This window comes from Neogemmobacter tilapiae, assembly GCF_014652215.1.
Classification (GTDB): Bacteria; Pseudomonadota; Alphaproteobacteria; order Rhodobacterales; family Rhodobacteraceae; genus Neogemmobacter; species Neogemmobacter tilapiae.
The window spans coordinates 24,843-39,525 of the sequence record NZ_BMYJ01000007.1; the positions used below are offsets into that span (position 1 = coordinate 24,843).

Sequence of the window (14,683 nt, forward strand, 5' to 3'; positions counted from 1 at the left end):
GTGTCAGGAGACCTAGGCCGTCAACGGCCCAGAAATCATCCAATGTGTGCCGAACCGATCTTTAACCATGCCAAAGCCCATTGACCAAAAGGTCGATGCAAATGGCATGATCACCGCCCCCTCGTCGCTCAGCGCCTCAAATACCGCTTGCGCCTGTTCAAGATCCTTGCTGCCCCAAGCCACCGACACCGCCTTTTGCGGATCGCCTTCGACTCCTTCGGGAAAATCGCTGGCCTGCAACATATGATCACCCAAGGCGATCTGCGAAAACATCACCCTGTCCGAAGAGGGGGGCCCTTCGGCCGCCGGAGGCATGTCGGAGTAGCGGCTGATCAGGGCGGGGCCGGTGCCAAAGACCCGCGCATAGAAAGCCATCGCCTCGGCGCATTGGCCCTGAAAGTGCAGGAAGGGGGTAAAGGTCATGGCATCCTCCTTTGTTTGCCCTAGCCTGCCCCCTTGGGCACGAGTCGCGCAAGCCTTGCCTTGCAGGCGTGGCCCCTGTAGGACGCGGCCAAAGCGCGAAAGGGAAAGATCATGGGTTTCAAGATGGGCATCGTGGGCCTTCCGAACGTGGGCAAATCCACCCTGTTCAACGCCCTGACCCGGACGGCTGCGGCGCAGGCGGCGAACTTTCCCTTCTGTACCATCGAACCCAATGTGGGCGAAGTGGCCGTGCCTGACGCCCGTCTGGACAAGCTGGCCGCGATTGCCGGTTCTAAGCAGATCATCCCGACGCGGATGACCTTTGTCGATATCGCGGGGCTGGTGCGGGGTGCGTCCAAGGGTGAGGGGTTGGGCAACCAGTTTCTGGCGAACATCCGCGAATGCGATGCCATTGCCCATGTGCTGCGCTGCTTTGAAGACGGGGATATTACCCATGTCGAAGGCCGGATTGATCCGGTCGCCGATGCGGAAACCATTGAGACGGAACTGATGCTGGCCGATATGGAAAGCATCGAAAAGCGGCTGGCGAACTTGGCCCGCAAGATCAAGGGCGGCGACAAGGAACTGGTTGATCAGGACCGGCTTTTGCGCCTGGCCCTGGCTGCTCTGGAACAGGGCAAACCCGCACGGACCGTGCAGGTGGCCGAAGATGATCAGCGCGCATGGCGTCTGCTGCAACTGCTGACGTCAAAGCCAGTGCTTTACGTCTGCAATGTCGAGGAGACGAAGGCCGCGACCGGCAACAGCCAGTCGGCGCGCGTGGCGGAAATGGCACGGGCGCAGGGGGCGGGTTCGGTGGTAATCTCGGCCCGGATCGAGGAAGAGATCAGCCAGTTGGCCGAGGATGAGGCCGCGATGTTCCTTGAGGAAATGGGGCTGCACGAGGCGGGCTTGGACCGGCTGATCAAGGCGGGCTATGCGCTGTTGGGCTTGCAGACTTATTTCACCGTGGGCCCAAAAGAGGCGCGGGCTTGGACGATCCTGAAGGGCACGCTGGCGCCGCAGGCGGCAGGCGTCATTCATGGTGACTTTGAAAAGGGCTTCATCCGGGCCGAAACTGTCGGCTACGATGACTATATCGCCGGAAACGGCGAGGCGGGGGCCAAGGAGGCGGGCAAGTTCCGCGTGGAAGGCAAGACCTATGAGGTCAAGGACGGCGACGTCCTGCATTTCCTGTTCAACGGCTGATCGGGGGCTGATCGGTTTTCCGACATCTTTTGCCCGCCACCCAAAAGGCTTGATTCTGCCCCGTGAACGTTAAAGCATGGGGCAGGGCCCAGGGACGGGCCTGACTGGGGAAGGGGGCGTCCGCATGGCGCAAAAGTCTGAATGGGCCAGCTATCTGGCCAAACATCCGGAAACCAAGTTTCTGGATGCCGTGATGTTCGATCTGTGCGGCAACGCCATCGGTAAGCGCTATCCGGCACGGGATGCCGAAAAGGTGTGGAAGTCGGGCGTCGCCTTTTGCGCGGGCATTTCCACGCTGGATGCGCAGGGCAATTGCTGGGATGTGAATGGCATCGGTTTTTCCGATGGTGACCCGGATGCGATTTCCTTTCCGCTGCCCGGAACCTTGGTGCCCGTGCCTTGGCGGGCCGATACGGCGCAGGTGATGATCGCGCCGCGCCCGCCCAAGGGCGAACAGGGCTGGTGGTTCGATCCGCGTGCCGTGCTGAGCCGGGTGATCGACCAGTTCGGTACGATGGGGCTAAAGCCGGTCGTGGCCTGTGAGCTGGAGTTCTATCTGTGCCAGCGGGATGATCAGGGCCTGCTGCAACAGGCCCGCCCCGGTCAGATCGGCCGCAGTCCGGATGGGGCGCGGGTGCTGGCCTTTGACAAGCTTGACGAATGGGGCGATTTGCTGGCCGAGATTGATGCGGCCTGTCAGGCGCAGGGCCTGCCCGCAGGGGCGGCCACCGCCGAATATGGCGCGGCGCAGTTCGAGGTGAACCTGGGCCATCTGGACGACCCGCTTCTGGCGGCGGATCAGGCGCTTTTGCTGCGGCGGATCATCAAAGCGGTGGCGACGAAAGCGGGCTATGAGGCGACGTTCATGTCGAAGCCCTTTGCCGGGCAATCGGGTTCGGGGCTGCATATCCATGTGAGCCTTGCTGACGACAAGGGGCACAACCTGTTTGACGACAGCGCGCCCGAGGGGGACGTGCTGTTGGGGCACGCTTTGGCCGGATTGCAGGAAACGGCTTATGAGGCGATGGCGATCTTTGCGCCGAACCTGAATGCCTATCGCCGCTTTGCGCCGGATCAATTCGTGCCGGTGAACACGACTTGGGGGGTGAACAACCGGTCGGTGGCCTTCCGCATTCCGGCTGAGGGTGGGCAGGCGCGGCGGATTGAACACCGCTTTGCCGGGGCCGAGGCGAACCCCTATCTGGTGATGGCGGCGGTTCTGGCGGGCATCCACCATGGCCTGTCCAGCGGCAATGGGCCGGGCCCCGCCAGCGAAGGCAATGCGGGGGCGGTGATGGACCCGGCCATGCCCGCAAAACTGTGGACGGCGCTGGACCGGCTGGAGCAATCGGTGGTCCTGCCGGCCTATTTCGGGCCGCGTTATCCTGCCGCCTATGCCGCGATCAAACGGCGGGAACTGGATGCCTTTCTGGCCGAGGTTCTGCCTCGGGAACATGACTGGTATCTGTAGCCATGCGTCGCGGTGACGTGTCCTTTTGGTATGTCGACATGGGGGGCCTTCCCGCCCCCCGTGCGGCCTTGGCAGGGGACGCTGCCGCCGATGTCTGCATCGTGGGCGCAGGTTATACCGGGCTTTGGGCGGCCTATTACCTGAAACAGGCGCAGCCTGACCTGAACATCCTGATCGTTGAAAAGGAATTTGCGGGCTTTGGGGCAAGCGGTCGCAACGGCGGCTGGCTGTCGGGGGGCTTTGCCTGGAACCATGACCGCTATGCCGCGACGGGGGGCCGTCAGGGCGTGCTGGATATGGTTGCGGCCATGGGCGGCACGGTCGATGAGGTGATCCGCGTTTGCGAAGAGCATGGCATTGAGGCCGACATTCACCGCACCGACGAATTGATGGTCGCCGTGAACGCCGCACAACTGGCCCGGCTGCGCGAAGAAATCGCCCATAAGCAGGCCTGGGGTGAAGGCGACCGGGTGCGGGAAATCGGGGCGGTGGAACTGGCGGAACGTGTGCGCATTCCCGGGGCTTTGGGCGCGATGGTGCTGTCGGGCGTGGCCCGCGTTCAGCCCGCGAAACTGGTGCAGGGGCTGGCGCGGGTGGTCGAAGGCCTTGGCGTCAGGATCGTGGAACAGACCCCAGTCACCGGCCTATCCAAGGGCATCGTCACCACCAATCAAGGCACGATCCGCGCACCCATCATCCTGCGCTGCACCGAGGGCTTTACCGCCGACCTGCCCGGCTCGCACCGCGACTGGGTGCCGCTGAACTCGGCACAGATCGTGACGCCGCCGCTGCCCGACGCGTTTTGGGAAAAGGTCGGCTGGCAGGGGCACGAGATTTTGGGGGACTATGCCAATTCCTATTCCTATTGCCAGCGCACCCGCGAGGGGCGGCTGACGGTGGGTGGACGGGGCATTCCTTACCGCTTTGCCTCGCGCACCGATACCGGCGGCGCGCCGGATCAGGGCACGATTGATTGGCTGAAAGGCAAACTCGCCCAACTGTTCCCCGAGGCTGTGCCCTATGGCATTGACCATGCCTGGTGCGGTGTTCTGGGCGTGCCGCGTGACTGGTGCGCCACCGTTGGGCTGGATCCGGCCACAGGCCTCGGCTGGGCCGGGGGGTATGTTGGCATCGGTGTGTCCACCTCGAACCTTGCAGGCCGCACCCTTGCCGATCTGGCGCTGGGCCGGTCGACCCCACTGACCAATCTGCCTTGGGTCAACCGCCGTGTTCGCCGATGGGAGCCCGAACCCCTGCGCTGGCTGGGCGTGCGCGGCATGTACCGCCTGCTGAACGCCGCCGACCGCGCCGAGGCGCAGCCGGGGGCCGGACCCTCACGCCTTGCGCGCTTGGGCAACTGGCTAACGGGACGCTAGTCAAACGGCCGCTTGACGGCAGAAGGTTAAGGCGGGGTTCGTCCTTCGATGCTCAAAGATAGAAGTCAAGATGGATGCCGCCCGCTCGTTCAATGGTGCGACAGGGAACATCAAGCCCGGGTCTTGGTCCAGGCTTGTGAAACAAGTCCTGCTTCGTCGGCCCTTTGGCGCAAAAATTTTTGGCCCGAGCCGTTTGGTCCGCAAGCAATTGCCTAATGAAAATCCCGCGAATTGGGGATGATCCGGGCATTGCGCGGATGGCCAGGCACCGGGTCGGGGATTGGGCGGGCCACCTCATCTGCGCGGGACAGGGGGGGCACCAGCCGCGTGTCGGCCAAGCGTTGCAGCGCATCATTGCGGTCTAACAGGCTGTCAACCACGACATGGACCACCGCACTGTCGGGATCGCGCTGCACTCGACCTGTGACCTGCATCAGTCGTGCGGTCATGATCACCTTGCGAAATGCCGCCATGACCTTGGGCCAAACCACCAAATTGGCCACCCCTGTTTCATCTTCTAGGGTGATGAAACAAACCCCTTTTGCGCTGCCCGGACGTTGCCTTACCAACACCAGCCCAGCCAATTGCAGCGTTTCCCCGTGCCGTATCTTGCCCAGATCGGCGGCCTTTACAAAACCTTGCCGGGTCATACTTGCCCGTAGAAAGGCCATCGGATGCGCCTTGAGCGACAGCCGAAGCGTCTGATAATCGGCCACCACATGTTCGCACAATGGCATCTGCGGCAGCGGCGTCGGGTTTTCTTCACCTTCGTCCTGTCCGGGCCGGAACAGCGGCAGGTCGGGGGCATCGCGCAGGGCCCGCGCCTCCCAAAGGGCTGCCCGACGATCGAGGCCCATTGACCGGAACGTATCCGCCGCGGCCAGCGCACGGATCGTGCGGCTGTTCAGCCCGGCGCGGCTGGCCAGATCATCCAGACGCACAAAGGGTTCATCCCGCGCTGCTATCAAAAGCAAAGCCGCCGCTTTCCCAAGCCCATCCACCTGCCGCAAGCCCAGCCGCAAGGCAAAGCTGTTGCCTGACGGCTCCAGTGTATTATCCCATTCGCTGAAATTCACATCCGCCGCCCGCATTTCGACATCATGTTCCCGCGCGTCCCGCACAATCTGCGCCGGTGCATAAAAGCCCATCGGCTGGGAGTTCAGCAGGGCGCAGGCAAAGGCTGCCGGATAGTGACACTTTAACCAACTGGACACATAGACCAACAAAGCAAAACTGACAGCATGGCTTTCAGGAAAACCATAGTCCCCAAACCCCTTGATCTGGTCAAAACAGCGTTTGGCGAAATCGGGTTCATAACCGCGGGCAATCATGCGGCTGACCATCAGTTCCTCAAGTTCCCCAATGGTCCCCCGTGCGCGAAATGTGGCCATCGCCTTGCGCAGGGCATTCGCCTCTTTCGGGCTGAACTCGGCCGCGACCATCGCGATTTTCATCGCCTGTTCCTGAAAGATTGGCACACCATAGGTGCGCCCCAAAATTTCGCGCAGCTCATTTGGTTTGTCACGAGGGGCGGGGTAGTCTTCAGGCTCCTTCCCACTGCGCCGACGCAGATAGGGATGAACCATGTCGCCCTGAATGGGACCGGGCCGGACAATGGCGACTTCGACGACAAGATCATAGAATTTGCGGGGTTTCAGGCGCGGCAACATGTTCATCTGCGCCCGGCTTTCCACCTGAAAGACCCCAATACTGTCCCCCCTGCACAGCATATCATAGGTATCTTTGTCGTCCGGTGGGATGGAGGCCAGATCAAGTTGCACGCCATATTGCCGCTGTAAAATGTCAAAACATTTTCGGATACAGGTCAGCATCCCCAAGGCCAGAACATCAATTTTCAGGATACCCAACGCGTCGATATCGTCTTTGTCCCATTCGATGAAACTGCGGTCTGGCATGGCGGCATTGCCGATGGGAACCGTTTCCGAGAGGGTGCCTTCCGTCAGGATAAAACCGCCGACATGCTGGCCCAAATGCCGCGGCAGACCAATCAGCTGTTCCGCCAGTCGGATCGTCCGTCGCATCAGCGGATCGCTAAGATCCACGCCAGCTTCGCGGCTATTCGCCTCTCCCATGCTTGTGCCCCAGCTGCCCCAGACGGTCTTCGCCAAGGCTGATGTCACATCTTCGGAAAGGCCCATCACCTTGCCCACTTCGCGAATGGCCGAGCGGGGGCGATAATGGATGACGGTCGCGCAAAGCCCGGCTCTTTGACGACCATACTGGCGATAGATGTGCTGAATCACCTCTTCCCGCCGTTCATGTTCAAAATCGACATCGATGTCGGGTGGTTCGTCCCGGTCTTCGCTGATGAAGCGCTCGAAAAGCAGTTCCTGTTCAGCCGGGTCGACCGAGGTAATGCCCAGCACGAAACAGACCGCCGAATTGGCGGCCGATCCCCGGCCCTGACACAGAATGCCTTGGCCCCGCGCCCACAGGACGATTTCGTGGATCGTCAAGAAATATTGAGGGATTTTCTTGATCGCGATGATCCCCAGTTCCTTGATTAACAGGCTGCGCACCTTGTCCGACAAGCCCTTGGGATAGCGTCTTTTGGCCCCTTCCCAAGTTAGCTTTTCCAGTTGGCTTTGTGCGGTTTCCCCAGGCGGCACGGTTTCCAGTGGGTAGTGATAAGCCAGTTCATCAAGCCCAAAGATGCAGGCATCAGCCACCGCGCGCGTGGCCTGAATGGCATGGGGCCATTCCGCAAACAGCCGTTCCATTGCAGCAGGGGATTTAAGATGGCGTTCGGCATTGGCGGCCAGCAGAAAGCCCGCTTGTCCGATCATCACCTTTTCGCGGATGCAGGTCATTACATCCTGCAAGGGCCGCCGTTCGGGCACATGGTAATGAACATCATTTGTCGCCAGAATGGACAAACCATGCTCTTGCGCCAACCGATCCAGCCGATTGATCCGCGCCCGATCATCGCCGTGATAAAGATAGGCCGCAGCGATATGGCGCAACCCTGGCAGAAGACGGATCAGTTCAGGCAGCTTTCTGGGCAAATTTTCATCAGGTATGGCAATCAGTTGCAGGCCTTCGCTGTGCTGCACAAGATTCCAGAGCGTGATGTCGCAAACGCCCTTTTCCTGCCATTCCCCATCGCCTTTTTGCCGTTTGCCATGGGTCAGCAGCGACGAAAGCCGACCATAGGCCGCCCTGTCTCGTGGATAGGCCAGAAATTCCTCGCCCGTCAGCAGCTTTAGGCGACTGCCTATGATGGGTCGCAGCCTGGCTTTTTTGGCCTCGGCATGTATGCGCACCACCCCTGCCAGCGTGTTCAGATCGGCCACACCCAAGGCGTGATAGCCCAAGGCATGGGCCGCCCCCACCAATTCCGCAGCATCCGAGGCCCCCCGCAGGAAAGAATAGGGTGTCGTTACGCCCAGTTCCACATAGGCGGCAGGCGGATTTTCCGGGTAATCCCCGCTCAAAGTCTTGCGAATGCGAACATTGTCCATTTCCGGCATCAGGCGAAAATCCCGTGCAGGAACCAGCGTGGATCACCGCCGCGGCCGTCCTCATATTGCCCTTCCCGATACAGCCAGAAACGCTGTCCCCCTTCGTCCTCGACCTTGAAATAGTCCCGCAAGCGTGTCCCTGGCCTGTCCTGCCACCATTCCGGGGCAATCCGTTCCGGCCCTTGATAGCGTGTCACCCGATGCATCTGCCTGCGCCACCGAAATTGTGCAGGTGGTCCTTCGGGCACGGCATAAAGCACCTGGACTTCCTCGGCGGGGTCCAGCAGGCGTGGGGGGCGTTCGGCCAGAGGTTTGGGCTTGTTCTCGATCACGGCCAAGGGAGACACGCGCCCCTCGGCCCGTTCGGGGATATGGCTGGCCCGTGCCAAAGGCTGTGATAGTGCCGCTGCCCCGAAACGCACAGTCAGCCTGTCCACCAACCGCGCCAGTTCCAAGCTGGCATCCTCGCCCCCCGCCAGCTGGGCCTGCACCACGCCCAGCGTTTCGCTGACCAAAGCCTCCAAAGTGATCAGATCAAAGCCAAAACCGGGATTGATCTTTTCCAATCGGTCCCGAAACAGAAAACCCATATGCTCCGCCTCGCGGCTGGCCGAGGCCAAAGCCACCTCGATCCGACTGATTTCGCCATCTGTTCGATAGACAGTCAGTCGTAGCCGCCGCGCGCCGTGACCCGCCTTGGCCAAAACCCCGGCGAGATCGGCGCAAAGGCTCGGCAGATGATATGTCGGGTCCATAATCGGCTCTGCCAGCCGCGCTATGGCACGGAACAAGGGTGGCGCTTCGGGCGGGGCGAGAGGTTCTGGTAAATGCCCCGTCATCTGATCCAGCCGCAGCAAGGGGTTCTGTCCTAGCTCTGCCTTGACGAAACGCCGGGCTAAGGCCAAGCGGGGCAAGGCGGCCAGATCACCGATGCTTTTGAGCCCCAGCCGATGCAGCAGAAGCGCCGTTTCCTTCTCCAACCGCAAGGCTGCCACGGGCAACCCTGCCAGATCGCTGCCCCCCCGCCAGATGGCCCTAACCCCGCCGTAGCGGGCCAAGGCCCAAGCCGCCCCCCAGGTCGGGGCCAAGGCCAGCCGCGCAGACAGGCCCAACCCGGACAAATCCCCCTCGATCTGTGCCAGCATCATAGCCTCGCCACCCCAAAGGTGGTCTGATCCGGTCGTATCAAGGATCAGACCATCCGCCCCATCCACTGCCGTCCATGGGCACCAACGCCGCGCCCATAGGGCCAAGCGCGCCAGATCTGCCAAATCATTACTCAGATCCGCCTCTTCAACCCGCAGATCGGGGCAAAAGGCCCGCATATCTACGACCCGCCCGCCGATCTTGACCCCTGCCAGCCGCGCCGCACGGTTGGTGGCATGGACGACTGGCCCATGCGCCCCTTCCACGGTCAAGGCCAGCGGCAGATCATCGGGCCAGTTGTCGCACCGCTGCGCTTGACGGCGCAGCCAGCGTTCCATTGCGAATTCGGGCAGGCAGATCGACACGATCCGCCGCCCGTTGCCATCCGCCCTCATGCTGCACCACCCAATGCCCCGGTGCCTTGTCCCGCGAACGGAACAATTCCACCGCCCAACGTGCCGCACCGGGGGCCCGCCCATCGTCGGCATGTGGGGCGGATGGCAAGGAGGTCACACGCCAGCGGTCGCGTGCGGCACTGAGATCGGCGCGCCCCCCGTGCCGGATCAACCAACAGGGCACCCCGCTCGCTTCTGCCCGCAGGGCCAGTCGTTTGGTCGCCGTAAAGCTTAGCATCGGCGGATCGCCCCAGATTTCCAACACCACCGCTGCCAACGAGGCACATTGCAGACCTTCTTCGGCCGCGATCAAACCATCGCCGGGCCGCGACAGGTCCAGTCGCAACAAAGCTCGCCCCAAAGCCGGTTGATAGGGTTGTCCGCATTCCATCCGCGTCATCCGGTCCTGAATCCACAGCACCGGGCCTGGTCCATCTGGTAGACGTGACAGAACAAAGCCCGTCGCTGCCCCATCGGCCTGCCTTGCCGCAAACACTTCGGACAAGGCCACGGGGGTCACCAAACGCCGGCTTGGCCGATGGTTTTTTTGCGGTTCTGCCGAGGAGAAATGTGAAATCCGGGGCATGGTGCACTTGGGGTCCGACTCAGAAATGTTCACTTTGTGTTCTCATTTCATACGCCGCAGCGCCCCTTAGGGCAAGCCATCTATCGGCACAGATTGGTGGCTTGCAGCATCCCGTGTCCAAAAACGGGATCATAGCCCTCATCCCCTATATCCTTGGCCGAACTGGCCAGAAGGGCCATCACCTCATCCGGTGTCAGCGCGGGATTGGCCTGCAAGATCAACGCTACCGCCGCAGTGACATAGGGGGCGGCAAAAGACGTGCCCGTCTTGCCTCGTGCACCGGAAACCGAGGCTGCCGTCCAGATGTCCACGCCCGGTGCTGCCAGGTCGATATGCGGTCCGCCCACGGCCCGGCGATAGATTCGCCCCGAACGATCCACCGCCGTCACGGCGATCACCGTGTCATAGCCCGCCGGATAGCGCGGCCGCGCCCTTGGTCCTGCGTTGCCCGCTGCTGCCACCAGCACAATGCCCATTTCCTTACTCAGACGCTGCAAGGTTTCTTCCAGCACCGCATTCGGCGGCCCAGCCAGCGACAGGTTGATCACCGCCACGCCCCGATCAGCCAAAGTTTTCAACCCCTTCACCAAGGCCATCACATCCGCACGCTCATCCCCGCCATCCAGATGAAAGACATCCACCGCCAGCAGGGGCATCCAAGGGACCAATCCCGGCGAGCGGCTGTCGGGACGGCCCGCCAGAACCGCCGCCACTGCCGTGCCATGCACTTCGCGCGAGGCATCGAAATCGGCATGGGCCCCGCCAATCACCTCCAGCTTCACCCCGTCAAAGGCTGCATGATCCGGGTTGACGCCGGTGTCGATCATGCCAATCGTCACTGGAATCCCGGCACATTGTGTTTGCAAGGAGGGTGCCACCGGCCAGTCGATCTGGGTCAAGGCCGGGCAATGCGGTCCTTCGCAAAGCGGAGCCTCACGTGCGGGTTCGGCCACCAGAGCCGGCTCTTCCTCGGCCCGGTAATAATGGTTGAAATCGGCGTCAGGCGCGCTTTCCAAGGCGCGGACGACGGCCCGCGCTTCGGGCAGGGCAAGATCTTTCGGAATCCGCAGGCGTCGCAGAATGCTTTCCTGACCCAGTGCTTGTTCTTCCAGCAGCGCAAAACCATCCTCGATCAGCAGCGCCAGATCCGGGGCGGACAAATCCAGCGCCACGATCTCATCCGGCACACGGGTCGGAAGCCGCACGATGACGGGCGCGGGCTGTCGGCGCGGACTGGCCCGGCGGGGGCTGTCATCGTCATCATCATCCCCACCGCCCGAAGACCGTGGTGATGATCGCCGGTTATCATCATCGTCATCATCGTCCCCGCCCCGGTCATCATCGTCATCTGCCATGGCGATGCCCGCAAAGCCCAGCCAAGCCCCCGGCAAAGCCGGAAAATTCAGCAGCAAGGCCAGCATCAAGACTTGCAGGCCGGGCGAAATCAGGCGGGTTTTCATCTTTGTCATCCACATGGCTGGAAATTCAAACGTCACTGACTACGTTCCGCATGGTGAACTATTCCATGGTTGGTGACGAATGCCTTCGGACAAAAACAGGATTGACCGGTTCGAAGAGGATTTGATTAACCTTCTGCCCAATCTGCGCCGCTTTGCCCTTTCTCTTTGCCGCAACCCGGACATTGCCGATGATCTGGTGCAAATCACCGTGGAACGCGCCTTTGCCGCGCGCAATCATTATGATCCAGCGACGCCCTTGGCGGCCTGGACCTTTCGTATCCTGCGCAATGCCTGGATCGACATGACACGCAAAACGCGGAACCACGGCGCGCAGATCCCCATCGACGACATGGCCGATGGCCCTTCGGTCGACGGGCGGCAGGTGACCGAGGCGCGGCTGATGTTGGGCTCGGTCGAGGCGGCGATGGCGGAACTGCCGGACCAGCAGCGCGAGGTGATGGTTCTGGTTTGTATAGAGGACATGACCTATGCCGAGGTGGCCGAAATTCTGGAAACCCCTATCGGCACGGTGATGAGCCGTCTTTCGCGGGCACGGATAAATCTTGCAAAGATGTTGGGAATAGAATGAGGCTTGGCACGTTATCTGGGCAGATCAACGCTATGGGACGAGAATGACCTATTCCGATGACATCCTGATGGCCTTGGCCGACAAGGAACTGCCCGCCGACATGGCGGCGCGGGTGCAGGCGGCGATGGAGGCTGACCCTGACATGGCCGCGCGCTATGCGATCTTTGTCAAAAGCCGTGCCGCAATGGCCGGGCTGCGGCGCACCCCTGATCCTGCACCCGAGGCGCTGGTGGCGCATGTCCGCCGTCTGGCGGCTGAGGCGCGGGCAGAAGAGGCGCGATCGAATGTGGTCTCGCTGCGCGATTGGCGGCGTATTCCCGCCCTGCCCATGTCCATCGCCGCAGCGATTGCGCTGGCGGCAGGGTTGTTCGTGGGGATGCAGACGGCCCATGATGGGGGCGGATCGGAATTGGCGGGTCTAGGCCAGCCGGGCCTGACCGATGCCTTGGGCCAACTGCCCTCTGGCGAACGCAAGCCGCTGAAAGGCGGAGGCGAGATGGTGGTGATTGGGTCGTTCCTGACCGGCGACGGGGCGCTTTGCCGCGAGTTTGAGTATGACGGGCCGGATGGGCGGACGCTGGTTTCGGTGGCCTGTCGGCAGGGCGAAAGCTGGGAAACCCGCCTGACCATTGCCGCGCAGGCGTCGGACGACGGCTATGCCCCGGCCTCGTCGCTGGAAACGCTGGATGCCTGGCTGACCGCCACCGAAGCAAGTCCGGTTCTCTCGCCCGAAGAGGAAATGGCAGCGCTGCAATAGCGCCTATCGCCGCCGGATCACCCCGGCGGCCTCGAATTGCGCCAGCAACAGCGCCACATCCGCGCGGATCGTGGCGGGGGTGACCTGCGGGAAGGCTTCGGCCAAGGTTTTGGCAATCGCATCCCCCGTTTGGCTTTCCGACAGCAATTGCCAGACCACCGCTGCTATGGGGTTCACCGCCAGAACGCTGTTTTCCTGCGGATGCCAAAGATAGGTCTCGGCCCCCCGCTGCCGCAGCCGCACTTGCGCCATTTGTGCCCAACTGTCGCTTAGCGCGACCGGCGACAGAACCGGGGCAGGCGGCAGATCCATTGCCGGGCCGATGTCGATCAAGCCATCACAAAACGCTTGGCGGATCAGGGCCACCGCTTCCTCCAGATCGCTATAGACCAACCGCAGGCAAACGGCTCCCTCCACCAGATTTTGCGCCCGTTCCAGAAAGGGATCGGTTTCGTCGGACAACGAGATGTTGCGCGTCAGCACATGCGCCATAGCCTGCACTTTGGGCAGGTCGTGAAAACGCGCAGGACCGCTTTCCAGACGGGTCAACGCCACAAATGCCCCCATCGCCGCCTTTGTGCCATGCGGGGCCGTCGTTTCCGCCGCGAGATAGGCATATTGCCCATCACGCAGGGGGGCGTTGTCCTGCACATGCTGGCGGAACCGGGCCGAGACCGCCTTGGGCAGGGGCAGCCGCAGACGCGGCGGGATGCCTAGGCCCAGACATTGCCCGTCCGGCTGCACCGGCAGAACATCGTCGCACAGAACCTGCGCCCAAGCCTCAGCCGTCAGCCGCGCCATCAGCGTGCTTTTCCCTGCCCGCGCCTCGCCCGCAAAGGCCACCACCTGACCCGCGATTACAACCCCGCCCGCGTGCAGCATCAGATCTTTGGGGTGCTCTTCGGACCAGATTTCCGACAGGTCGGCAACAATGGCGCAAAAGGCCCCCGTCACCGTCAGCCCGTCCATCGGTTCATCCAGATAAGTTGATTGCACGACATAAGCCCCGCCCCTGCGATGGGTGGCCGAGGCCGGATTGTCGCTTGCATCCGCAGCCTGAACACTGGGTCTCCAGCCTGACAGCCCGACTTGCAGGGCATTGGCCACGGGTTCCGCATCGCGCAGATGGATGGGCCGGGTCAGACCTGGGAAATCCAGCCTTATCGTGCTGGGCTTGACGGGTTTGACCGCATTCATCGCATCACCTTTGAAAAACGGATGCCGCCCCTGTTTGGCGCGGCATCCCAGTGGTTACTTGCGCGACGGGCGCGAACGGCGCGACGGACGCGTCTTGCGATCGGGCCGGTTCGGGCGCGATGGCCGCGATTTCTTCGGCTTGTTCGGGCGCGAAGGACGCGACTTCTTGGGTTTGTTCGGACGCGACGGCCGCGACTTTTTCGGCTTGCTCGGACGCGAGGGTTTCGAATTGCGCGAGGGCTTGGAGTTGCCCGAATTGTCATCGCGGCCATCGGCCATGGCCGGGCTTAGATGCAGCATCGCAGGGGCCATATACACGGTGCCAGCAGCCAACCCCAATTGGGTGAACAGCTTGCGCCGCGACAGTTTCGGGCCTTCGGGTTGATCGGTCATCTTTTTGTCCTTTCCTGTTTCAACCGCCGTTTCCAGCGGCGATGGATGAACAACGATGGGCCGAAAGCTTTATTCCACCGCCCCAAGAAAAAAATCTGCATGGGAATCCGGCAAATTCCCCCTCACATCTCGTCACCCCTTCCATTGACCGGGGGGAAACAATCCCTTACCTCCGCCCTGCAACTTCGCATTGCTTCCC

The 14,683-nt window shown here is 62.0% G+C and carries 12 protein-coding genes; 5 read left to right on the forward strand and 7 right to left on the reverse strand.

What is annotated here, in order from left to right; genetic code table 11:
- Window positions 1–12: 12 nt before the first annotated feature.
- Window positions 13–423 carry a VOC family protein gene (locus IE095_RS11995; protein ID WP_189411911.1) on the reverse strand — a complete coding sequence of 137 codons (411 nt, stop codon included), beginning with the start codon at window positions 421–423 and terminating at the stop codon, window positions 13–15.
- A gap of 111 nt (window positions 424–534) precedes the next feature.
- On the opposite strand from IE095_RS11995, the gene ychF reads away from it, so the two are divergent.
- From ychF to IE095_RS12010, 3 genes are all read left to right on the forward strand, one after another.
- Window positions 535–1,632, forward strand: coding sequence for a redox-regulated ATPase YchF (gene ychF, locus IE095_RS12000; protein WP_189411912.1), 1,098 nt, complete (start codon window positions 535–537; stop codon window positions 1,630–1,632).
- Between the two features lie 124 nt (window positions 1,633–1,756).
- Entirely contained in the window at window positions 1,757–3,103 is a 1,347-nt protein-coding gene (locus IE095_RS12005) for a glutamine synthetase family protein (RefSeq protein ID WP_189411913.1), read from the forward strand.
- A gap of 2 nt (window positions 3,104–3,105) precedes the next feature.
- Window positions 3,106–4,479, forward strand: coding sequence for an NAD(P)/FAD-dependent oxidoreductase (locus IE095_RS12010; protein WP_189411914.1), 1,374 nt, complete (start codon window positions 3,106–3,108; stop codon window positions 4,477–4,479).
- Window positions 4,480–4,691: 212 nt separating this feature from the next.
- Here the strand turns inward: IE095_RS12010 and IE095_RS12015 are convergent, their stop codons facing one another.
- From IE095_RS12015 to IE095_RS12030, 4 genes are all read right to left on the reverse strand, one after another.
- The gene (locus IE095_RS12015; RefSeq protein WP_189411915.1) at window positions 4,692–7,970 is read right to left on the reverse strand and encodes an error-prone DNA polymerase; all 3,279 of its coding nucleotides are present in this window, start codon (window positions 7,968–7,970) and stop codon (window positions 4,692–4,694) included.
- The gene (locus IE095_RS12020) at window positions 7,970–9,502 is read right to left on the reverse strand and encodes a DUF6504 family protein (protein ID WP_229804750.1); all 1,533 of its coding nucleotides are present in this window, start codon (window positions 9,500–9,502) and stop codon (window positions 7,970–7,972) included. Before IE095_RS12020 ends, IE095_RS12015 begins: the two co-directional genes overlap by 1 nt.
- Window positions 9,393–10,013, reverse strand: a complete 621-nt coding sequence (locus tag IE095_RS12025) for an ImuA family protein (RefSeq protein WP_229804751.1) — start codon at window positions 10,011–10,013, stop codon at window positions 9,393–9,395. Before IE095_RS12025 ends, IE095_RS12020 begins: the two co-directional genes overlap by 110 nt.
- 155 nt (window positions 10,014–10,168) lie before the next feature.
- Entirely contained in the window at window positions 10,169–11,557 is a 1,389-nt protein-coding gene (locus IE095_RS12030) for a S8 family serine peptidase (RefSeq protein WP_189411917.1), read from the reverse strand.
- 112 nt (window positions 11,558–11,669) lie between these two features.
- On the opposite strand from IE095_RS12030, the gene IE095_RS12035 reads away from it, so the two are divergent.
- Window positions 11,670–12,137, forward strand: coding sequence for an RNA polymerase sigma factor (locus tag IE095_RS12035; protein WP_229804752.1), 468 nt, complete (start codon window positions 11,670–11,672; stop codon window positions 12,135–12,137).
- Window positions 12,138–12,180: 43 nt separating this feature from the next.
- Window positions 12,181–12,894: an anti-sigma factor family protein gene (locus IE095_RS12040; RefSeq protein WP_189411919.1), complete on the forward strand. Its 714-nt coding sequence runs from the start codon at window positions 12,181–12,183 to the stop codon at window positions 12,892–12,894.
- A gap of 3 nt (window positions 12,895–12,897) precedes the next feature.
- Here the strand turns inward: IE095_RS12040 and IE095_RS12045 are convergent, their stop codons facing one another.
- Both IE095_RS12045 and IE095_RS12050 read right to left on the reverse strand, forming a co-directional pair.
- Window positions 12,898–14,091, reverse strand: coding sequence for a PqqD family peptide modification chaperone (locus IE095_RS12045; protein ID WP_189411920.1), 1,194 nt, complete (start codon window positions 14,089–14,091; stop codon window positions 12,898–12,900).
- Between the two features lie 54 nt (window positions 14,092–14,145).
- Entirely contained in the window at window positions 14,146–14,484 is a 339-nt protein-coding gene (locus IE095_RS12050; protein WP_189411921.1) for a hypothetical protein, read from the reverse strand.
- Window positions 14,485–14,683 lie beyond the last annotated feature (199 nt).